This window comes from Paenibacillus puldeungensis (genome assembly GCF_042678945.1).
Taxonomy (GTDB): Bacteria; Bacillota; Bacilli; order Paenibacillales; family Paenibacillaceae; genus Fontibacillus; species Fontibacillus puldeungensis.
This window is the reverse complement of record NZ_JBHTLM010000012.1, coordinates 122,532-142,885: the sequence shown is the minus strand read 5'-3', so window position 1 is coordinate 142,885 and position 20,354 is coordinate 122,532. Positions and strand designations below refer to the sequence as shown.

Here is a 20,354-nt window from a genome sequence, read left to right as displayed (position 1 = left end):
CGTTCTCGGCTTGGCGTGCTTATCGATATCGGCAACTTCATTTGGAAATCTATTCTTATCACAGTTCGGTCGTTAATATAAAGGATAATCCACAACTATGAAGAATATAATAAGCCTCCTTCGACGGGATGTTCCTCACATCCCTGTCAAAGGAGGCTTATTTAGGTTGGACGAAAGAGTTTATTCTTCGACCTTAAACTGTTCCAGCTTCTCCATAAGCTCATGGACCATCATACTAAGCGCTTCCGCCGAGGAGCTGATTTGCTCCATCGATGCCAGCTGCTCTTCTGAGGCTGCGGCAACATTCGCTGCATTTCCTGAAGCATCTCCGGCGATATGGGCTAATTGTCCTACACTTGCGGTGACCTGCTCGCTGCCTGCGCTCATTTGCTCAGCTGAAGCAGAAACCTCCTGAATTTGCTCGTTTACGTAAGCCATTTCCTTCATGATCGAGGAGAAGATATCACCGCTTTCAGCAACTGCATCAACACTTTCATGGACTACGTTAGAGCCGTGGGACAAGGCTGTTGCCGCATTTTTTACATCGGATCTGGTGTATTCAATCAGTTCAGCGACTTGCTCGGCGGCCACTCTGCTCTGTTCCGCAAGCTTTCGAACTTCCATTGCGACAACTGCAAAGCCGCGGCCCTGTTCACCTACACGGGAAGCTTCAATAGCTGCATTTAAAGCGAGCATATGCGTTTGCTTGCTGATCCCGGAAATAATCTCAATAACGCTGCCGATTTGCTCCGATCGTTCAGTTAGACGGACCATAGAATCTTCCGTCTGATGAACGGCTTCTTGCATTTGCTTCATATGCTGGGCAGCCAGAGATATTTTCTGGTTACCTTGAACGGTTTTCTCGTTAACATCATTAGCAGAAGAAGAGACCGTCACGGCAGATTCAGCAATCCGCTGGACGCCTGTGGCCATTTCTTCCATCGCCTTGGCGGTATCGGCCGCATAATTGTTCTGCGATTCGGCTCCGGAAGCAAGCTCTTGGGCCGATTCGGCAATACTCTCGGAGGCCTTGCTGGTTTGCTCAGCCGCTGCGGTTAGTTCCCGAGAGGTTACGCCTACCGCTTGCGTCAACACGCTCACCGAATGGAACATGCTTCTGAGCTTTTCGGTCATCGTATTGAAGAACTGGGCCATCATACCGAATTCATCGCGTCCTTTAATATCTAAGGACTGTGTTAAGTCGCCCTCAGCCATGACTTGTAGTTTACCAACCAGTAATTTGAGCTTGTTGACAACCATAAAGCGAGTCAGTATGGCAACAACGAAGCCGAGAACTAACATGGCGGTGATCGCGATAATGAGGTAGAAGAGGCGGCTATTGTAGTATGCTTCCATTACCGTTTTTTGTGGAACAGCCGTTTGGGCGTACCATACTTTGTTGTTTCCGGGAAGTTGAACCGGATCCAGGAAACGCGCCACGATCTCGCCTTTTGAGTTGGCTGTATAACCCATCAAGCGTTTGCCGGTTTTGACATCCTTCCATAATGCTTCCTTCTCAGGGTTGTCTCCAAAAGGTTTAGCTAAAGAGTCAGGGTCATTCGGATTTGCTACATACAGCCCGCCGGTACTGATCAAGGATACATACCCGCCAAGCGGCTTATATTTACTAGCTTCAGATTGTAAACGATCCAGCCGGATATCAGCGCCAACAATACCGAGAAAGCTTCCGTCCTTATCCAAAATTGGCACGACTACTGACATGATCAGTTCTTCCTTGCCGCCGATCTTATACTTGTATGGTTCCATATAGAAGGGTCTCTTCGTATTTTTAGGCACCAGATAATAATCGCCGACACCTGGTGTGTTGTAATCAATTTGAGGCTCTATTACGATTTTATCTTCGTTGCGTACAACATATGGCATAAAACGCCCGGTGCTGTCATCATATGCAGACTTTTTCACATGAGCTTTATCGTTATGATCGTAGGCATCAGGCTCCCAGAGTGTATAAAATCCCAATAACTCCGGACGCTGTTCTAGCGCATGCTGGAGCAGTTGTACAATATCCTCGCGTGACATGCTTTGCTGCTCCCGAGACGCTAAGAGTGTCTCTGATAAGGTTTGAAGAGTGGAGTGCACTCTATCCATACTGCTGTTGAAATGTTGTGTGAATTCCTTGCCGGCAATTCGCGCTTCCGCCTCGCCCTTGGAGATGCTGATTTCCCGCAACTGCTGAAGGCTAAAAGTGATAAGAGCTCCAAATAAGAGGACTAGAAACAGTCCCAGAACCAATTGAAACTTCACTGCTAAAGGTAAATCACGATACTTTCGCATCTAGCTGTCACTCCCATTCGCAATCATGTTGTCCCCGTGATTTTACATGGAGAACATTGGGTTTGTCTACAAAAAAATCGCAAAATATTACTTTAATCGACAAAATTCTACATTTCCATTAAAATAGGGCTTTTCTTGTTGACTTTATGCAAATAACCAGAGGATAAAAGCTACATATACTGCTGCAAAAGTTGACCTCATGATGATGAAACGGTATTCTTTTGCTTAACCTAAGTAAAGGGTAGAAGAGGAGGCGGAAAGGTATGCAGTTAAGCAGTATCATTTGTTGGAACGTGTAGAATGGGTATAACAATAGAAAAGTGTTTGTTGAAAGAACCATAAAAAGACAGCGACTGTTTAGGATGCAATTTAAAATTCCCTTGACTGTCGCTGAATTATTTAACTGTTCATTTCATTGGTCCTTATAGTATTTTCGGTAAAGAGAAGGGGTGATTTGCTCATATTTTTTAAACGTTTTTATAAAATAACCCGGATCATTAAAGCCAAGTTCATCGCTAATTTGGGAAACCGGCATATCTGTGACCTCCAGCAATTGTTTGGCCCATTTGATTTTCATCTGTGCCAGATAGCTTGAGAAGTTCTCGCCGGTTTCCTTGGCAAACAATCTGCTGAAATAACTCGGACTAATGTGGCATAAATCAGCCATTACTTTTAAAGAGATCGTTTCGCTTTTATGCTCAAATATATATGTAAATGCAGGCTTCAGTACAGGATTCGAACACACCTCTGCTTCACCGGTTGTTCTTTTCAAATAGGCGTCGGCGACGGCATTAGTCATTTCCTTTTTGAGGCTTTCTATGTTTTTGATTGTGTAGCCTGGTAGAATCGCGGAAATGCCGGATTCATCAGTTTTCCCGGAGGCCCGCTCAAGCATTTCAACGATCAAATTTTTATTAAGCGCCTCTTCTACGATGTAGTTGCAAAGAAGAAACAACATGTTCGAGATCGTCACGACTTCTTCATAGGACATCGTGGGAAGTAAATCATAATGTCCTTCTAGGTCTTCCCATCTCTCATTATAGATTTTCCGGTTCGTTGAAGTTAAAATTTGCTCCAGATCGTTTGCATTGGAGCTGTCGGACAGTCTTACCTGTCCCGCCATCACGGCTCCTATGTATTTATCATCGATGATGATGGGGATCGCAATATCAATTATGTTGTAATGGCACAAGTAAATGTAAGGCTTGTTCGATCGAACCGCCTCCAACCCTCCGCGCGAATCACACTTTTGACAGTATCTCTGCAGATCAGGATCCTTCCGTACCATGTGACAAAATGATTGGCAACCACTATGACTCGTAACAGGATTGCCTTTGTAATCCACGGTAAGGATTGCGAGCTTTGTGACCGAAGCAAGCGAGTCCTGAAGGGCCTCCCACTTTTTCAAATCAAAGATCTTATTGATGCGCAAATATTCGCTGATCAAATTTTGCTCGCCTCCAGTCTATTCTCATCATAAAGCAGCGAGGGGATGTATAGCTTAACTCCTATTATAGCAACGACTCTGTATACCGGACTATAAGTTATTCATTAGAATGGTATTTTTATGACAACGAATATGACAAAAGGATACTATTTACCGATGAAAGAGCAAATAATTACGATTGCAAATTATAATTTTCTGCTATGATATTCCACTGTAATTTGGTAAAGGGTGCCTTATAGTTGAGACATAGTCACAAATACCTACTCATTACAAGGAGGAAATAAGATGAGAAAAGCATTTATTTGCCCAACGAAGTACGTTCAGGGGGAAGACGAGCTATTGAATTTGGGCTACTTTGTAAAGTCCTTCGGTCCTTCGACCTTATTAATTGCACATCCGGATGATGTTAAACGTGTAAAGGATAAATTAGACGCAACAGCCAAGAAATTTAACGTCACTTTTGTTGAGAGCGGTTTCAAAGGGGAGTGCTCACGTCAGGAAGTTGCAAGATTGCAGGAAATCGCCAAGGAAAAAGGCTGCACCTCAACGATCGGCCTCGGCGGTGGCAAAGCCATTGACGCGGCAAAATGCGTAGCTCAGGGCGAAGCACTGATTATCTGTCCAACGATAGCTGCTACGGATGCACCAACCAGCCACTCTGCTGTGCTGTATACTCCTGAAGGTGCCTTCGACGACTATGCTTACTTTAAGCAAAGCCCAAGTGTTGTATTGATTGATACCACCGTAATTGCAAATGCGCCTACACGTTTTCTCGTTTCAGGTATGGGCGACGCTTTATCGACGTATTTTGAAGCAAGAGCAACTGCTAGATCCTATTCCAACGTAAATGCTGGACTGCCTTGCGGATTTAGAGAAGGGGATTGTGGCCCTGCCAAAGGAACGAACACCGCATTAGCACTAGCCACCCTTTGCTACGAAATGCTGATGAAGGACGGGGTCAAGGCGAAAGCCGCTTGCGATTCCAACGTTGTAACTCCGGCACTGGAAAATATTATTGAAACGAATATTTTATTGTCCGGCCTTGGTTTTGAAAGCGCTGGCTTGGGCGGAGCTCACGCCATTCATGACGGATTGACCATTCTGGAAGGATCGCACCACTATTATCATGGTGAAAAGGTTGCCTTTGGTACAATTGCTCAATTAGTTCTTGAAAATGCACCGACAGAAGAACTAAATCAAGTACTCGATTTTTGCCTTGAAGTAGGACTTCCTGTTTGCTTGAAAGATATCGGTGTAGACAGCATCACCAAGGAAGAGTTGCTGGAGGTTGCAGAGAAAGCTTGCATTCCGGAGGAATCCATCCATGCCATGCCGTTCCCAGTCACTGTAGAAGGCGTTGCTGCCGCTATAGCTGCTGCTGACAAGATTGGCCGTGAATACAAAGCAAAACGGGAGGCCATGTAGGTGAAGAAGATTATCAACAAACCGGAAACCTTGGTCATGGAAATGTGCAGCGGCCTTGTGCTGGCACATCCTGAACTCGAGTTTGTCAGTAAATATAAGGTCATCAAGAAGAAGCAAATCAATGCCAATAAAGTAGCCCTTATTAGTGGTGGAGGAAGCGGCCACGAACCAGCCCATGCCGGGTTTGTTGGAAAAGGTATGCTGGATGCGGCCGTATGCGGTGATGTGTTCGCGTCTCCTTCCCAAATCCAGGTCTACCAGGCTATCAAGGCTACCGCTGGGAATAAAGGGACTTTGCTAATTATTAAAAATTACAGTGGCGATATGATGAACTTCAAGAACGCCGCCTACCTGGCCAGCGAAGACGGAATTAAAGTCGATTATGTGCGCGTCGATGACGACATCGCGGTAGAGGATAGTCTCTACACGGTGGGGCGCCGCGGGGTTGCCGGGACGGTTTTGGTGCACAAAATCGCCGGGGCTGCCGCTGAGGAAGGCCGCGAGCTGGAACAAGTAAAGGCAGTTGCGGAAAAGGCGATCGCGAATGTCCGCAGCATTGGCTTCGCCCTAACCTCGTGCACTGTGCCGGCGAAAGGAACACCAACCTTTGAGCTTGCTGAAGATGAGATGGAGTACGGCGTAGGTATTCATGGTGAACCGGGGATCAAGCGGGAAAAAATCGTCTCGGCTGATTGCCTAGCTGAACGTATGGTGGAATCCATCCTAAAGGATTTGAAAATAGGTGCTGGGCATCCAGCAGAAGTTGCTTTGCTGATCAACGGATTCGGGGGAACACCTCTGCAAGAGCAATACTTGTTTAATCATGCGGTCACAAGAGACTTGGCGAAGAGAAATGTAAAGGTTTACAGAACCTTTGTCGGGAATTTTATGACGAGCATCGATATGGCAGGCATTTCCGTGTCGATCATGAAATTAGACGAGGAGCTAAAAATGCTGTTATCCAAAGAGAGCGATACACCGGCCTTTAAGGTATCAGGAACGGAACAAAGTGCCGAGTACGTGGAAACTGAGGACGAAAATATAGATAAAGAAACAGCCTCTTTTGTGACAGAAACCAATGAAGAATGGGCTCGGATAACGGATAATAAAGTCACTTTGGACAACATGATCTACCTGGTGGACAAAATGAGCGAGCTAATTATTCAAAATGAAGTTCCTTTTTGTGAATTGGATGCGCACGCCGGAGACGGTGACTTTGGGATGAGTGTAGCTAAAGGGTTCAAGCAGTTGAAGAGAGAATGGGGTTCCATTTTGAATCAATCGGATCTGAGCATATCGAGCTTCCTGAATGCTTGTTCGCTGGTCATCATGGAATATTGCGGCGGTGCGTCCGGACCGATTTGGGGCTCTGCATTCCGGGCAGCGGGCAAAGCAGCCATAGGTAAACGCGAGTTAACCGTAGCGGATTTCGCGGAGATGCTGCAAGCTGCGGTAAAAGGAATCCAATCGACAGGGGAGCGTTCATTTGGACGGGGAGCTGTTGTTGGGGATAAAACCCTGATTGATGCGTTAGCTCCGTGCGCGGATTCATGGTCACAAAGCGCGAAGGCAGGTGATGATTTGTTGACGGCTTTAGCCCAAGGGGCCAAAGCGGCTGTTCAAGGCGCTAAAGCGACGGAAAACATTGTTGCTCGGATGGGACGCGCGGGGACGGTAGGCGAAAGAAGCCTGGGGTACCCGGATGCTGGAGCTTATGCGTTAGGTGTTATCTTTACGTCATTGTCGAATAGCATGAAGTAAGTTTTTCAGGCGAAACAACTTTAGCCTCTAGCAAAAGAGGTTTCGCCTGAGCATACCTTTTAGGTAGCGTTTTCATTCATGATAGCTATTAATCCGTTTTGTCTTTGCCAAAACTTCATACGCTAGGAGAATGCTCAATGAAAAAAATGTTCGCGACACTCAAAAAGCCACAAGGGCTCCTGGCCTTATCTTTGGTACTAATCCTTCTCGGCAGCCTGTTGGCTGGCATGTTTAATACCTCTTTCTATTCGGTGGATGTTAAGAAAATCAAGTTTCAAGCAGACCATGGTACACTCAGCGGACTGCTTTACATGCCTAAGGGTGCGGGAGCGGATGATCCCCGACCGGTCATTATTACAACACACGGGTATTTGAACTCCAAGGAAATGCAGGATGCTCCTGCGATCGAAATGTCCAGAAGAGGTTACATTGTGCTGGCTGTGGATATGTACGACCACGGTGATTCCCGCTGGAGCGGTGACATCAAGGTAGGGGAACAGTTCTCAACCTTCTGGATTTACTCTCAGTTTGACGCGGCCAAGTACATATATCAGCAGAACTACACTAAGAAAGATGACAAAGGAAATGCTTATGTAGCTGTCAGTGGTCACTCGATGGGTGGTTTCTCCACACTTATTGCCATGTACATGGATGAAATGACCTCACTGAAAACCACAACCCGCATGATTTATGCCGGGATTTCCGTTGGTGCTGATTACTCCTATGCGTCTGCGGTGGCACCGCAGGATCAGTTCCAAGCGGCATTCGGCAGCCGGACAGTTGGTATGATCGCCGGTCATTATGACGAATTCTTCTTCAACAAATCGGATGAAGAGAAAACCGCCAAAGAGAAAAAAGTGACGGGTACGGTTACACATAAAGATTTCGTGGCAACAGCTTCCGGTAGAGCGTTCCTGGGTCTAGCACCAACCGATAACTCAGCCGTAGAAAGTAAATTATATAGTGTAAACTCCGGTGAATTGAAGGATAAAGATACGGTGTTGCGCCCATCGCAAACCGGTGAACGGATTATTTACACACCGAATCAAACGCATCCATGGAACCATTTTTCCAGAACGACGACAGCGCATTTAATTGATTTTTACACTCATGCTTTTAACGGTGTAACTTCGCCGAATCAAAAAAATGTTGACCTTGGGTCCGGAAATCAAATCTGGTGGTTGAAAGAGGCTTGTAACTTCATCGCTATGATCGGTTTCTTCCTGTTCATTGTACCGTTCATTTCCTTGCTGGTTAAAGTACCGTTCTTTAATAAATCAGTATCCGAAACGAAAGAAACGGTTGCTGCACCAGCGACAACAGGTCAAAGCTTGGCTTACTGGATATCCATTGTGTTCTGCTCGTTGATACCAGCCATTCTTTATCCAACGTTGATGGATAAGCAGGAGGGCGGACTTGATACCCTTTCAGTCATTTCCATTATCCTTCTGGTAGCTGGTGTTGCGGCTGCTATCGTAGGTTTTGTGATGGCCGGTTCGAAGAAATCGGAACCGGAAAAAGCCGGCGTTTTGAGAAACATCGGTCTTGGCGGTGCGGTGCTTGCTATCGTCTCCGTGCTCATGTGGGTGCTCTTTGCTAATGCTAACCATATTCTTCCTTTGAGCTCTTTCTTTAACGAGCCGACAACGAACCAGGTTGCTTACTGGGCACTTGCTTCTGCTCTTATCATGGCCTTTGTAACGATCGGCTTCTACTATTTCAACAAGAAGAAAGCGGGCACGAAGTTTGAGCACTACGGAATCAGCTGGAATCCGGTAACGATTCTTTCCAGCTTGTGTACAGCAGTCGTCGCCGTAGTCGTAGCCTACTTGCTCCTGTTCGCGATGCAGGCGATCTTCGGTACTGACTTCCGCATTTGGACGTTTGCAGTCCGCACGTTCCACGGCGAATTTGTAGTTGCCGCGCTGCGCTACATGCCATTCTTCCTGCTCTACTACTTCGTCAACGCTGTTGCGCTTAACGCTAACACAAGAGGCAGAAAGGGAGGCTATGCGCTTTCGATCTTCCTCAATGTAGGCGGTCTTCTTCTGTGGATGCTTGCCCAATACGGGTTAGATTTCATCACAGGTGTTGCTATGTACCCGGCACAAGCTCTAAACAGCATTCTGCTCTTTGCTTTGGTACCATGTCTTGCTCTGGCAGCCGTCTATGCACGCAAAGTATTTGAAAAGACAAACAACGTATGGCTGGCTTCCTTCCTGAACACGATTCTTTTCACAATGATTACCGTAGCTAATACGGTCATGTTCTGGAACTTGGTATAATATCGAAGCACTCTAATTAAAGAATTGCAAGCCAAATAAACAGCGGCCTGTCCTGGTAACTCAAGGAGACAGACCGCTGTTTTTATGATGAATAAAATTAATTTGAAGATCGTACCGACTCGCTCCGGGTTCCGCGTTTAGCCGACCAAAGACGCCAGCCTGTTAGGATGGCAGCTACAAGACAAATAGAGGCTGAGGTCATAAAGACGACATGCATTCCGCTCAGGAATATGTCTGGCCGATGTGGAATGAGTCCGGTTACCCGGTGCCCTGCTTTTATACTCATAACACTGAAAAGGATCGTTGTTGCTACCGTAATCCCCACCACCATACCGACGTTTCGTACCAGTGAGTTGATGCTGCCGGCAATGCCAAGCTGTGTCTTCGGAACCTTTGACATAACCAGAGAATTGTTAGGTGATTGAAACAGACCACTGCCAAGACCAAGCATTGCGATCCAAAGACCGACGAGAGCGATGGGGCTGGAATCATGCAGCTTTGCAAGCCCCCACTGAGCGATAACCATGACGATCAGACCGGCAAAGGTTAGCAGTTCGGAGCCTATTTTATCCGAAAGCGAGCCACTGATCGGAGCCACGATCACCATGACGATCGGGAAGAGCATCATCAAAAATCCGGCCTGTGACGGCGATAGATCCAATATGCTTTGCGTATAGAAAGGAGCGATGATGTTAAAGCAAAAATTAGCGACGAACACGAGAAAACCGCATAGAATGCTGAGTGAAAACAACGGATTTTTAAATAGAGATAACTGCAGCAGCGGAGCTTCCTTGCGGACTTCGATCCAAATGAAAGCTGTGAAGATAGCGACTGCGGCAACGAGGGAGGCTACGATACGAATGTCACTATAGCCGATCTCCTGTCCGAGCAACAGCCCGGCGAACAGCGCTAAAATAAAGAGTGGGAACAGCATGCTCCCGGTCTTATCGATTTTCACATGTAACTTGGTGAGGTCAGGCGGAAGTGTTTTCCACCCAATGGCCATCGCAGCTAAGCCGATCGGGATATTAACCCAGAAAATGTACTCCCACCCAAGGCTGGAGACGATGACACCTCCCAGGCTCGGGCCGGCGATGCTTCCTAAGGACACGAACGTACCGATCAGTCCCAGCGCTTTTCCACGTTCATGACCTGGAAATATGTCTGTAATAATGCCTTGGTTATTAGCCATGGTCATCGAAGCCCCTATAGCCTGAACGAGACGTGACGCAACGAGCATCGGCAGGGAGTAACTAAATCCGCATAGCAGAGAACCTATAGTGAAGATCGCCATTCCCCATTTGAACACTTTTATCTTTCCGACAATATCCCCTAGCTTTCCGAAGAAAAGAATAGCCGCGCAGATCATCATTAAATAGGCCGTAACCACCCACTGTGCTTGAGCAACAGGCAGTTCCAGCTTTTTTGTAATCATGGGCAGAGCGATATTGACGATGCTCCCGTCTAATGTAGACATAAATGTAAACAGATTTACAACAATCAGAATCATCCAGCGTTTTTTCTGAATTTCCGGATCATCCTGATAAGTTCTTCGGGGGATTGCTTGGTTACGATCAGATATCATGGTAAATAGCACCTCGCTAGCTTCTTTATCTTGTTCATGTATTCCGTTTGCAACAAATAAGCATGATCAAGTTTACTCCAATTTAGTTGCATGCGCAACTTATTAAGAGTAAACTTTTAGAACAAGCTGATTAATACAAGGTTAGGTGGAGATTTATGGAACCGTATTCCATTGGAAAGTACATTAGCTACATTCAACGGATAAATCAGAAGGAACTGACGGGACTGCTTAAGCCGTACGGGATTGGCGGCGGTGGACACCACAGCTATTTGAAGACGATTCTACACAATCCCGGATTAAATCAGGATCAGTTGACGAATGAAGTGAAGTTTGATAAAGCGACAACGACCCGCTGTGTCAAGCAACTGGAGGAAGAAGGCTATGTGGAGCGAACGGTAGACGGGCATGACCGCAGGTCTTACCGGCTGTATCCCACTCAAAAGGCAAAAGATTTTGAGCCTACTTTGGGGCAGATTTTCGAGCAGTTCAATCGGCATCTGACCGAGTGTCTGACGGAAGCCGAACAGGAGCAGCTAGCAGTGCTGCTTCAGAAGATATATGACAGTAAGCTACAATAATCTTTGAGTTAGGACATATGTCCTTCCCAAATTTCCGGAGATATCCTTTAATAAGGAACAGACTAATCCCTTTTATAGAGAGGAGAGAACGGATGAAAGGTCTGTTGTATGCTTTTTTGGCCGGAGCTTTTATAACCCTTCAGGGGGTAGCTAATACCCGAATCAGCCAGAGTCTCGGGACATGGCAGGCAGCAACGCTTACGCAGTTCACTGGATTTGTGGCGGCGCTGCTCATATTGCTGATTGTTCGGGATCGAAAAGTGCGGGAGCTAAAGCAGGTAAAACCGCTTTACCTGAGTGGTGGTGCTTTCGCCGCGGTCATCATATTCAGCAATGTCACGGCGATTCAGCATGTAGGGGTGACTCTTTCAATTGCTGCTGTCTTGATAGCCCAGTTATGCATCACGTTTGTGATCGATAGCACGGGGTGGTTTGGCATCGAGAAGCAAAAAATGCGTCTGCCGCAATTTGTCGGCATCGGGATGATGATTGCGGGAGTGATAATCCTTAAACTATAGGTATTAAAGAAGCTTACAGGGGAACGTCAGGAGTTGGAGTTTGTATGAAAGAAATTGAAGATCGTGAATTGCTTGCTTCCTACTTACATTCGCATCAATTGGATCGCGTATTTGGGGAAGCCTTAAGGCCTCATTTAGCGCTGTACAGCTATGATCAAGGTGAAGCTATTTGCACTCAAGGCGAGCCTTCCGAAATCATGTATGTGCTGGTGAAGGGGAAAGTCAAAGTGTTTACCACCTCGCCGGAGGGAAAAACGCTCGTCGTCTGCTTTAAGACAGCTCTGGAGGTCGTAGGAGATATTGAATATGTCCAGGGCACTGATATTATCAATACGGTTGAAGCCGTTTCGCCAACACATATGATCGGGATTCATTATCGTTGGCTGAACAAATACAATTCAGATCATGCCCCATTCCTGCAGTTTTTGCTTAAAATCATTACCCAGAAGTTCTATTTGAAATCGAGCTCCATGAGCTTCAATATGTTGTATCCGGTAGAGGTAAGGCTGGCCAGTTATTTGCTGGCCGTCTTTTTCGATGAGACCGATCCTTTGTTCTGGGGACGCCTTCGCACGTCCGATTTAACGGATGTGGCCAATCTGATCGGTACCAGCTACCGGCATTTAAACCGGGTCATTCTCAAATTTTGCTCTCAAGGACTCATTGAACGAACGAAGGATGGAATTATCGTGAAGAATCGTCAGGGTTTACAGAACCTCGCCCTTAGAAACATTTACGAATAGACTGATAAAGTAAAGGAGTTTATTGCATGGCGATAGGGATATTGTTGGCTCTGCTGGCGGGTTCACTGGTTGGCATCCAAAATATTTTTAATAATAAAGTGGATGATCGAGCTGGAACATGGACGACGACGGCATTGGTACTTGGTTTAGGCTTTATCGCTTCCATGACGATCGGATGGTTTATGGAAGGAAATCAGCTGTTTCATCTGGGGCCGATGCAGCCCTGGTTTTGGTTCAGTGGTCTGATTGGCGTAGGGGTTGTTACCTGCATGGTGCAGGGCGTCAAGAAGCTTGGACCAACCTATGCGGTAGCTATCGTCATGACCTCGGAGCTAGGCGTTGCATTGTTATGGGACACCTTCGGCTGGCTCGGCATGAGCAAGGTGCCTTTTTCGCCAAAACAGCTGATTGGCGTACTGATCATCGTCGGCGGGATCTTTGTGTTTAAGCTGGGCGGCCGGCGAGAAGATCGGAAGCAGGAAGTGGGCACGAAACGGGAAGTACTCTATTAGAGATGAAGGGAGGATATGACATGTCCTCGATAATCGACAAAATCGCCTGGATTCATGTCGTGAACCACCAAGTGCTCGTCGCCCGCTCCAAGGGCAAAGATAACTATTACTTTCCGGGAGGAAAACGTGAGGCTGGGGAAACGGATGCCGAGACGCTGGTGCGGGAAGCAGAAGAGGAAGTCTCTGTGCGAATCAAACCGGAGACGATGGTCCATTTTGGCACCTTTTCAGCTCAAGCGGATGGAAAACCCGAAGGCATTCTCGTTCAAATGACTTGCTATTTGGCCGATTATGAAGGAGAACTGGCTCCGGCATCCGAAATTGCTGAACTTGCTTGGTTTAGCTATAAAGATTGCCAACGTACATCCGTGGTTAGCCGGATTATTTTTGATAGGCTCCGTGAACATGGTTTGCTGAAATAATGCTCTTCATCACTTCTTCATATCTTGCAAATGAGTTCTTTATATCCCTCGTCTATATTTAGAATCAGAAGGAGGGAAAATAATATGAAGAAGTTTTGGATTGGATTAACGGCAATCGTACTCGTTATGGGGATCGGGGCGGCTGGGGCTTACGCTCAATCGTCCGATACGAAAGGGGTGGACAGCTTTTTTGAGAAAATGCTGCCGTTTGCGAAGCAAATGCATCCCGATCTGACGGATCAGCAGATTAAAGAGATGTATGACAACTGCCATAAGGGCCAAGGTGCTGGCGGACGGGGAATGATGAATTCCAGCTGGCGCGGTGGGATGATGAATTTCTAAAGACTCTATGCTATGATAGGCCTCACGAGTGTGGGGCCTGTTATTTTTATATACAGAAAGGTAGAATCCAGATGGAGCGAGCCAAAATTCTAGTTGTGGATGATGAGATAAATATCGTTCAAGTGATCAAAGCGTACCTGGAGAAAAATGATTATTTGGTGTATGAGTCGGACACGGGTAGGGGAGCGCTGACTATTTTTGAAAATCTCCGGCCAGACCTTATCGTGCTCGATTTAATGCTCCCGGACATTTCGGGCGAAGAGGTATGCAGGATGATTCGTAAAAATTCGGACGTGCCTATTCTGATGCTGACCGCCAAAAGCAGTGAGGACGATATGGTACACGGACTTCTTATCGGTGCGGACGACTATATCACAAAACCGTTTAGCCCCAGGGAGCTCATGGCTCGGATCATTAGCCTGCTCAGAAGATCCCAGGCAACGCTGACCAGGCAGCAGGAAACAGCCGTTACGTTTGATGGGCATCGCCTATCCATAGACCATGAGCTGCATGAGGTCAAAATGGAAGGAAAGCTCGTCTCGCTTACTCCGATTGAGTTCAAATTGCTCGATATTTTGTCCAGACATCCTAAACGGGTGTTCAGCCGCTTCGAATTAGTAAATCTGATTCAAGGGGATACCTTCGAGGGCGTTGAGCGTACGATTGATGTGCATATCAAAAACGTGCGGCAGAAAATCGGCGATGACCCAAAGCAACCGACATTCATCGCCACCGTCTTCGGTGTAGGCTATAAATTTCAGGTGAATCCGGATGAATAAAGGCAGCCTGAGGAAAAAACTGTTGGTGTCTCACCTTGGGGTAGCAATCATGTCCCTGCTGGCTATCATGGCCCTTGTGTATGGCGTAATGTATTTCTCGTTCGGCAAATATACCGAGAACCAGCGGCAGACGGAGGCCCAGGCGATTCTGGATGATTTACAGTCCACCTACAACGTTCAAACCGGCGGATGGGGGATGGACACATTGATGCGGATTACCCATGAAGCGATGATGAGAAGCTATGACGTCAAAATTTATGATCGTAAGCGGCAATTGATTTGGGACACAAACCGTATGGGAATGATGGGGCATTCCATGGCTGGGGAGCAGGAAAAAAGTCAGACCACGGCTGAGCGTAGCCAGTACTCACTGGATATACGAAACGACGGACAAACGATAGGAACGCTCGAAATTCAAGGGCTTGAAGACGTTTTTGCCCCGCAAAATCAGCAATTTCTACAGATGTTCAGCACCCTCCTGTGGGTCGCGTTGCTGATCGTAGTCATGGGAGTTTGTGTTTTCAGTGTGTATCTGGCTAACGGACTAAGTCGTCCCCTTCAGCAGATTAAGCGGGTCGCGACGCGGATGAGAGAGGGAGATTTGTCCTCTCGAGTGGAGCTTGCTGCTAATCAAAAGACGGAGATTGAGGAGGTGGCCCTTTCCTTGAATCATCTGGCGGATGCTTTACAGCAGCAGGAGAAGCTCCGTAAAAATTTAACTGCTGATATTGCCCATGAGCTGCGTACGCCGATTGCGACCATTCAAAGTCATATCGAGGCTTTCCAGGACGGCGTTTGGGAGCCTTCTCCTGATAAGCTGGAGGTGTGCCATGAACAAGTCGTCCGCCTAGTCAAACTTATTCATGATCTAGAGTACCTGACGGCACTCGAGAATCCGATGCTGAAGCTACAGCGAGAAAAAGTAAATTTGAATGAAGTAGTGCGGAATTCCGTAAATGCGGTGAAGGGGCAGTTCACGCACAAGAACATAATTCTTGATATCGAGGCCAAGCAGGAGATATATATAAACGGAGATTATGATCGACTTGTCCAAGTGTTCAGTAACTTGCTGAACAACGCCTATAAATACACAAGTGAAGGTAGTATTTGCGTCAGCATTTCCGAGAGCACCACGGATGCAGAGGTGTCGATTACAGACACGGGAACAGGAATTGCCCCTGATGAGCTACCTTTGATTTTCGAACGATTTTATCGCGGTGACAAATCCAGGAATCGGAAAACCGGTGGGGCGGGAATCGGCTTAGCTATAGTCAAGGCCATCGTCGAAGCACATGGAGGAACAGTCCACGTAAATAGTATCGTAGAACACGGTACGCAGTTCTGCGTTCGAATTCCAAAATAATAAAAGTATAGAAGGAGGGGCTTACTTTGGCTATTACTTTTCATCTCTACAAGAACGAGGAGCAATTATTGATCCAGTTCCTGACCGGACAGACCTGGCCTTACCATGGCACGGCAACATTAACGGAGGAGAACGTTAGAAATCAGCTTAAGCAAGGACGTTATGTATCAAACGAAGAACAGAAGACATTTTGGATCCAGAACGAAGCTGGTGTATACATTGGGCTGATCCGTGTTTACGATCTGGCGGATCCGACCCCTCTGTTTGATATTCGAATTGGGGAAAAGCACCGCGGACATAAGTATGGTTTGCAGACAGTTATTCATCTCATCGAATACGTGTTTACGAATTACGATGTTAAAATACGTATCGAAGGCTATACTCGTGCCGACAACCTTGCCATGCGGAAAACCTTTCACAATGCCGGATTTGTCAAGGAAGCGGTTCATCGAAAATCCTGGCCTTCGGAGAATGGCGAGCTTTTTGATTCCATCGGATATGCGATCCTTAAAGAGGACTGGGTGGACAATAAGACGACTCCTGTCCAGTGGAACGACCTTCCCTATTGATTGGTACCTATTGCAAAATCTAGCTGGGTATCAACAAGCGTACCCAGCTTTGTCATCAAGCTCTTGATCCCTTTTCAAGAGCGGCTTCACTTAATTTTTAAATAATGTAGCAAAATTCCTTCGATTCTTTCTCTTTTACACCTAACTCGAAGGTATCCTGGCGAAGTCCGCGCCGCATGGATTCAAGCGCCAGCGCATCGGCTGGAGGGATGTTGCCAAGATGCACATCCGGGCCGAATTTGTGAAGAAGCAGCACCTGTTGATGCTTTTGCGGTGCTTCCCACATCAGCCGTTTTGTATCCGAAACAAATTCAATAATATTGTCGAGAATATCCGTCCGGCAATTGCCATTCTCGTCAAAGATACCTACACCAACCCCTGATTCACGGGCTTCGACCGTCAGCAGCTCTGCTCCGGCTTCAAGATCCTGCTCCAGTGTTTCTGCAAGCTGCGCCGCATCAATAAGAGAACCGGACAGCTTTTTACCATATTCGGTCACGACGCGAAGACCGTGCTTATGCCCTTCCTGGATCAGCTCGGTACGTTTTTTTCTAGGAAGCTCAATCGTACCGTCCGATACCTCAACGCCGTTAAAGCCGAGGCTGGAAATCGTTTCGAAGAAGCTCGGCACGACATCCTGCTGTACAGCGATTTCGAGCAAGGTTCCGCCTGGCATTACCATCATCCCATGTTGTTTTGCCAACTGAATCTTATACAGAAGCAGCTCTGTCTTGTACAGAGGGGCGGTACCAAAGCCGAATTTCACGCAATTTACGTAATCTGAGGCCAATTCCATCAAATCCATGAAAGAGTGTCTGCCTAGTCCTCTATCGATAATCATCGTACGACCAAAACACGTGCTGTTCTCAAGATCATGGCGATGATGCTTATGAAGTTCAGGCTCAGGGCGAAGTCCGCTCGGGTCATACAACTCCTCCGGCCAAACTGCACGTAGTGAACTTTTCATTTGGGATCTCCTCGATTCTTTTTGACTTATCGCGCCATCCAATGACATAGGCATCATATGCGTCATGCTCCCGGCATGTGCCCATGAATTCATGAAGACGGATAGAATCAGTCAATCTGTGGAGGAGGTTTAATAAGGAAGAATACGGCGCAAAGCGTCAGTAGAGATAGTCCGGAAACCGTAATAAACACGATCCGGTCTGAGATGTCCATCATCCAGCCAAACAACGGTGGGCCAAACGCTACCCCGAGAAAACGTAGGCTATTATAGAGCGAGGTAATCATCCCGCGTTCGCTTTTTTGAACCGCGCCCGTAATCATCGTATTCAGGCAGGGGAGGAGCAGCCCGGTTCCGATACTGCTGACCGTCAACAGCCCGATGAATACATAAATATTTGTGAAAAAGAAAATCGTAGCACCTAATGAAACGGTCATCATGATTAAACCGATATTGATAAGCCAACGAATCAAAACGCCGTTTTTCTTAATCAAACTTCCGGTTGTATACGAGGTTATAACCATCCCAAGCAGCGGAATGGCCAATATAAAGCCTTTCATTACACCATCAATGTTGTAAGGCTTCTCCTCCAGCGTATTGGACAAATAGAAAAGTACACCGAACAATATAAACAGACCTAGCGAGCCTGCAAAAAAGGAAGTAATCAGCCAGCGCCCCTTCTCGCGGAACACTTGTCCGATTTTTTTGACGTATTCCTTAAGTTTTTGTTTCTTGCCATGTTCAGGCTCCTTGATTAGAAAGATCACGGCTACCAAGGAAAGAGCGCAAAACACCGGAAATGCAAAAAAGGAGGCATACCAGATAATGAATACGAGCAGCGACCCGATAATCGGGCTAAGCACCTTACCGACTCCGTTCGATGCTTCAATCAGCCCGAGTGCCTGGCTTTCCGTTCCACCCTTGTATAGATCACCAACCAAAGCCATAGCAATAGGGGCAGTCCCAGCGGCGGCTAGTCCCTGTATAGCCCGCGCGACAATTATGATCGTGTAGGAGTCCCAAACGGCACCAAATCCCGCCAGTACACCAGCACTTCCGTAAACAATCAACGCTGGAATAATGATTACTTTTCGGCCAAAGCGATCGGATAAGTAACCGATAATCGGAATGAAAAGGCCAGCGGCTAACGAAAAAATAGATATGATCAAGCTGCTTTGAAATTTGCTGATTCCAAGCTCTCTCTGCATGATCGGTAGTACCGGTACTAGCATCGAGTTACCAAAGACGAGGACAATCGGGATGGTTGCAATCGCGATAAATTCCCAGATGCGGCCTTTAGATTCTTTCCCAGACTTCGAGCTATCGTCTTTCGTCTTTTTCTTTTCCGATGGATCGATATCGCTCTCGAAGCTGATATTCAGTTTACGCGATTTAGATTTGGTGTTTTCCACAGGAATGAGCTCCTTAATTGGGATTTTCCGCAAGTTCATTATTTGTAAAAGCCCATTTCTGTATTCATTGGAGTGGTATGATAAAAGAGGGGGAGGAGAACAAATTGAAGATACAGATTATTCAAGGGAATGATCATCAGCTCGAGGATGCCGACGTGAATGTAGTCATTGATGTGATTCGGGCGTTCACGGTAGCGCATTACGCATTTATCAATGGGGCCAATGAAATTATTCTGGTGGGTACGGTTGATGAAGCGTTTCGTTTGAAGGAAACCTATGTTGACTACTTGCTGGCGGGAGAAGTTGACGGTTTGCCTATTAAAGGGTTCGATCTTGACAACTCGCCGGTACACATACAGCAAGCCGATTTGCAGGGAAAAAGTTTGATACAGAAAACGACCAACGGAGTTAAGGCCGCCTTACACTCTTTAAATGCTAAGCACATTTTGGTGACAGGGTTTAGCAATGCTAAAACAACTGCGGAGTATATTAAAAACCGAATTATGAAGGAAAATTCCGACCCTTCCATCCATATCATTGCTTCACATCCGACCGATGACGATGATCTCGCATGCGCAGAGTATATAGCTGGCCTTTTGAACAATACTTGTGGTTCAGCGGGCGATGTTGTGAAAAGGATCGAAGCTTCGAGAGCTGCGCAAAAGTTTTATGATCCGAACAACCCGGAATTTTTGCGGGAAGATATTGATTGGTGTATTCAGGAGTTGCCCTCAGATTTTGTTATGAAGGTTCGTGTACATGAAAGAATTCCTGTAATCGAACGCGTATCCGTGTAAATACAAAAGGATCTCATTGCTGAGATCCTTTTCGTTTTATTCCGGTTTTTTGACCAGAAGCGGAGGCGGAATGAGCCAGCCTTTTTCCTTGTTCATCCGTAAAATTTTAAGGCCTAGTGCCGTTTTTGTGACATGATATTTGGCGAACAGCGCTCCGATGTCCTCCCGGATACTGAGAGCCATCGCTTTACTGCATCCAACAAGTCCGGCCATCGTATCCATTGCGATTTTAGCGCCTATTTCCGGGTCGGAAAATCTGGCTCCCACCGGAATGTCCTCCAGCTTAACTTCCGGTCTTTCCGGCAGCGTAGGCGATGGGGCAATGCCATTATCGGTCAGCAGCTTGTCAAGCTCCTTAATTTCAAGTCTGGCCTGATCGATAAGCTCGCCCAACATCTCCTTAAGCTCGCCATCGCCGGAGTGGTAAATGTATGCTTGGTAGCAGGACACCAAGCCTTTTGCAGCCATAGAGCTTTCCCATACCGTAAAGATCTCCCCGTAATGCATTGGTTCATTCTTCGGATTGCCGTCTAAAATTCCCATTAACTGGTCTCCTT

Annotated in this window: 19 protein-coding genes; 13 read left to right on the top strand and 6 right to left on the bottom strand. The window is 46.7% G+C overall.

What is annotated here, in order from left to right; genetic code table 11:
• Window positions 1-180: 180 nt before the first annotated feature.
• Window positions 181-2,295 carry a methyl-accepting chemotaxis protein gene (locus ACFQ3W_RS16720; protein ID WP_379320385.1) on the bottom strand — a complete coding sequence of 705 codons (2,115 nt, stop codon included), beginning with the start codon at window positions 2,293-2,295 and terminating at the stop codon, window positions 181-183.
• Window positions 2,296-2,707: 412 nt separating this feature from the next.
• On the bottom strand, window positions 2,708-3,742 hold the full coding sequence (locus ACFQ3W_RS16715) for a PocR ligand-binding domain-containing protein (protein WP_379320384.1): 1,035 nt from the start codon (window positions 3,740-3,742) through the stop codon (window positions 2,708-2,710).
• Between the two features lie 285 nt (window positions 3,743-4,027).
• Between ACFQ3W_RS16715 and ACFQ3W_RS16710 the strand changes: the two genes are divergently transcribed.
• The 3 genes from ACFQ3W_RS16710 (at window position 4,028) to ACFQ3W_RS16700 (ending at window position 9,213) form a co-directional block, all read left to right on the top strand.
• Window positions 4,028-5,167 (top strand): glycerol dehydrogenase, encoded by a 1,140-nt coding sequence (locus ACFQ3W_RS16710; RefSeq protein WP_379320383.1) that lies wholly within the window; start codon window positions 4,028-4,030, stop codon window positions 5,165-5,167.
• Window positions 5,168-6,928: a dihydroxyacetone kinase subunit DhaK gene (gene dhaK, locus ACFQ3W_RS16705; protein WP_379320382.1), complete on the top strand. Its 1,761-nt coding sequence runs from the start codon at window positions 5,168-5,170 to the stop codon at window positions 6,926-6,928.
• Window positions 6,929-7,065: 137 nt separating this feature from the next.
• A complete protein-coding gene (locus ACFQ3W_RS16700) occupies window positions 7,066-9,213 on the top strand; it encodes an alpha/beta hydrolase family protein (protein WP_379320381.1) in 2,148 nt (715 codons plus the stop codon).
• A 97-nt stretch (window positions 9,214-9,310) separates the two neighbouring features.
• Here ACFQ3W_RS16700 and ACFQ3W_RS16695 read toward each other — a convergent pair whose 3' ends face one another.
• On the bottom strand, window positions 9,311-10,798 hold the full coding sequence (locus tag ACFQ3W_RS16695) for an MFS transporter (protein ID WP_379320380.1): 1,488 nt from the start codon (window positions 10,796-10,798) through the stop codon (window positions 9,311-9,313).
• A 155-nt stretch (window positions 10,799-10,953) separates the two neighbouring features.
• On the opposite strand from ACFQ3W_RS16695, the gene ACFQ3W_RS16690 reads away from it, so the two are divergent.
• The 9 genes from ACFQ3W_RS16690 to ACFQ3W_RS16650 all read left to right on the top strand — a co-directional run bounded on the left by ACFQ3W_RS16690 (window position 10,954) and on the right by ACFQ3W_RS16650 (window position 16,624).
• Window positions 10,954-11,376, top strand: coding sequence for a MarR family winged helix-turn-helix transcriptional regulator (locus ACFQ3W_RS16690; protein ID WP_379320379.1), 423 nt, complete (start codon window positions 10,954-10,956; stop codon window positions 11,374-11,376).
• A gap of 92 nt (window positions 11,377-11,468) precedes the next feature.
• Complete coding sequence (locus ACFQ3W_RS16685) at window positions 11,469-11,894, top strand: DMT family transporter (RefSeq protein ID WP_379320378.1); 426 nt, start codon at window positions 11,469-11,471, stop codon at window positions 11,892-11,894.
• 44 nt (window positions 11,895-11,938) lie between these two features.
• A complete protein-coding gene (locus tag ACFQ3W_RS16680) occupies window positions 11,939-12,637 on the top strand; it encodes a Crp/Fnr family transcriptional regulator (protein ID WP_379320377.1) in 699 nt (232 codons plus the stop codon).
• A 26-nt stretch (window positions 12,638-12,663) separates the two neighbouring features.
• A complete protein-coding gene (locus ACFQ3W_RS16675) occupies window positions 12,664-13,149 on the top strand; it encodes a DMT family transporter (protein ID WP_379320376.1) in 486 nt (161 codons plus the stop codon).
• A gap of 20 nt (window positions 13,150-13,169) precedes the next feature.
• Entirely contained in the window at window positions 13,170-13,571 is a 402-nt protein-coding gene (locus tag ACFQ3W_RS16670) for an NUDIX hydrolase (RefSeq protein ID WP_379320375.1), read from the top strand.
• Window positions 13,572-13,655: 84 nt separating this feature from the next.
• The gene (locus ACFQ3W_RS16665) at window positions 13,656-13,913 is read left to right on the top strand and encodes an FAD/FMN-containing dehydrogenase (RefSeq protein ID WP_379320374.1); all 258 of its coding nucleotides are present in this window, start codon (window positions 13,656-13,658) and stop codon (window positions 13,911-13,913) included.
• Window positions 13,914-13,984: 71 nt separating this feature from the next.
• Window positions 13,985-14,692: a response regulator transcription factor gene (locus tag ACFQ3W_RS16660; protein WP_379320373.1), complete on the top strand. Its 708-nt coding sequence runs from the start codon at window positions 13,985-13,987 to the stop codon at window positions 14,690-14,692.
• On the top strand, window positions 14,685-16,055 hold the full coding sequence (locus ACFQ3W_RS16655) for a sensor histidine kinase (protein ID WP_379320372.1): 1,371 nt from the start codon (window positions 14,685-14,687) through the stop codon (window positions 16,053-16,055). Before ACFQ3W_RS16660 ends, ACFQ3W_RS16655 begins: the two co-directional genes overlap by 8 nt.
• A gap of 26 nt (window positions 16,056-16,081) precedes the next feature.
• A complete protein-coding gene (locus ACFQ3W_RS16650) occupies window positions 16,082-16,624 on the top strand; it encodes a GNAT family N-acetyltransferase (protein WP_379320371.1) in 543 nt (180 codons plus the stop codon).
• Between the two features lie 97 nt (window positions 16,625-16,721).
• On the opposite strand, the gene ACFQ3W_RS16645 is transcribed toward ACFQ3W_RS16650, so the two are convergent.
• Both ACFQ3W_RS16645 and ACFQ3W_RS16640 read right to left on the bottom strand, forming a co-directional pair.
• On the bottom strand, window positions 16,722-17,591 hold the full coding sequence (locus tag ACFQ3W_RS16645) for a phosphosulfolactate synthase (RefSeq protein ID WP_379320370.1): 870 nt from the start codon (window positions 17,589-17,591) through the stop codon (window positions 16,722-16,724).
• A 107-nt stretch (window positions 17,592-17,698) separates the two neighbouring features.
• On the bottom strand, window positions 17,699-19,000 hold the full coding sequence (locus ACFQ3W_RS16640) for an MFS transporter (protein ID WP_379320369.1): 1,302 nt from the start codon (window positions 18,998-19,000) through the stop codon (window positions 17,699-17,701).
• A 104-nt stretch (window positions 19,001-19,104) separates the two neighbouring features.
• Between ACFQ3W_RS16640 and ACFQ3W_RS16635 the strand changes: the two genes are divergently transcribed.
• A complete protein-coding gene (locus ACFQ3W_RS16635) occupies window positions 19,105-19,797 on the top strand; it encodes a 2-phosphosulfolactate phosphatase (RefSeq protein WP_379320368.1) in 693 nt (230 codons plus the stop codon).
• 36 nt (window positions 19,798-19,833) lie between these two features.
• On the opposite strand, the gene ACFQ3W_RS16630 is transcribed toward ACFQ3W_RS16635, so the two are convergent.
• Window positions 19,834-20,340: a DUF3231 family protein gene (locus ACFQ3W_RS16630; RefSeq protein WP_379320367.1), complete on the bottom strand. Its 507-nt coding sequence runs from the start codon at window positions 20,338-20,340 to the stop codon at window positions 19,834-19,836.
• Window positions 20,341-20,354: the final 14 nt, after the last annotated feature.

Excerpts from the sequence above, each read along its gene's own strand:
- ACFQ3W_RS16665 (WP_379320374.1), top strand. The coding sequence starts at position 13,656 with ATGAAGAAGTTTTGGATTGGATTAACGGCAATCGTACTCGTTATGGGG.
- ACFQ3W_RS16645 (WP_379320370.1), bottom strand. The coding sequence starts at position 17,591 with ATGAAAAGTTCACTACGTGCAGTTTGGCCGGAGGAGTTGTATGACCCG.
- ACFQ3W_RS16680 (WP_379320377.1), top strand. The coding sequence starts at position 11,939 with ATGAAAGAAATTGAAGATCGTGAATTGCTTGCTTCCTACTTACATTCG.
- ACFQ3W_RS16630 (WP_379320367.1), bottom strand. The coding sequence starts at position 20,340 with ATGGGAATTTTAGACGGCAATCCGAAGAATGAACCAATGCATTACGGG.
- ACFQ3W_RS16690 (WP_379320379.1), top strand. The coding sequence starts at position 10,954 with ATGGAACCGTATTCCATTGGAAAGTACATTAGCTACATTCAACGGATA.
- ACFQ3W_RS16660 (WP_379320373.1), top strand. The coding sequence starts at position 13,985 with ATGGAGCGAGCCAAAATTCTAGTTGTGGATGATGAGATAAATATCGTT.
- ACFQ3W_RS16720 (WP_379320385.1), bottom strand. The coding sequence starts at position 2,295 with ATGCGAAAGTATCGTGATTTACCTTTAGCAGTGAAGTTTCAATTGGTT.
- ACFQ3W_RS16710 (WP_379320383.1), top strand. The coding sequence starts at position 4,028 with ATGAGAAAAGCATTTATTTGCCCAACGAAGTACGTTCAGGGGGAAGAC.
- ACFQ3W_RS16655 (WP_379320372.1), top strand. The coding sequence starts at position 14,685 with ATGAATAAAGGCAGCCTGAGGAAAAAACTGTTGGTGTCTCACCTTGGG.
- ACFQ3W_RS16685 (WP_379320378.1), top strand. The coding sequence starts at position 11,469 with ATGAAAGGTCTGTTGTATGCTTTTTTGGCCGGAGCTTTTATAACCCTT.
- ACFQ3W_RS16675 (WP_379320376.1), top strand. The coding sequence starts at position 12,664 with ATGGCGATAGGGATATTGTTGGCTCTGCTGGCGGGTTCACTGGTTGGC.
- ACFQ3W_RS16700 (WP_379320381.1), top strand. The coding sequence starts at position 7,066 with ATGAAAAAAATGTTCGCGACACTCAAAAAGCCACAAGGGCTCCTGGCC.
- ACFQ3W_RS16695 (WP_379320380.1), bottom strand. The coding sequence starts at position 10,798 with ATGATATCTGATCGTAACCAAGCAATCCCCCGAAGAACTTATCAGGAT.
- ACFQ3W_RS16670 (WP_379320375.1), top strand. The coding sequence starts at position 13,170 with ATGTCCTCGATAATCGACAAAATCGCCTGGATTCATGTCGTGAACCAC.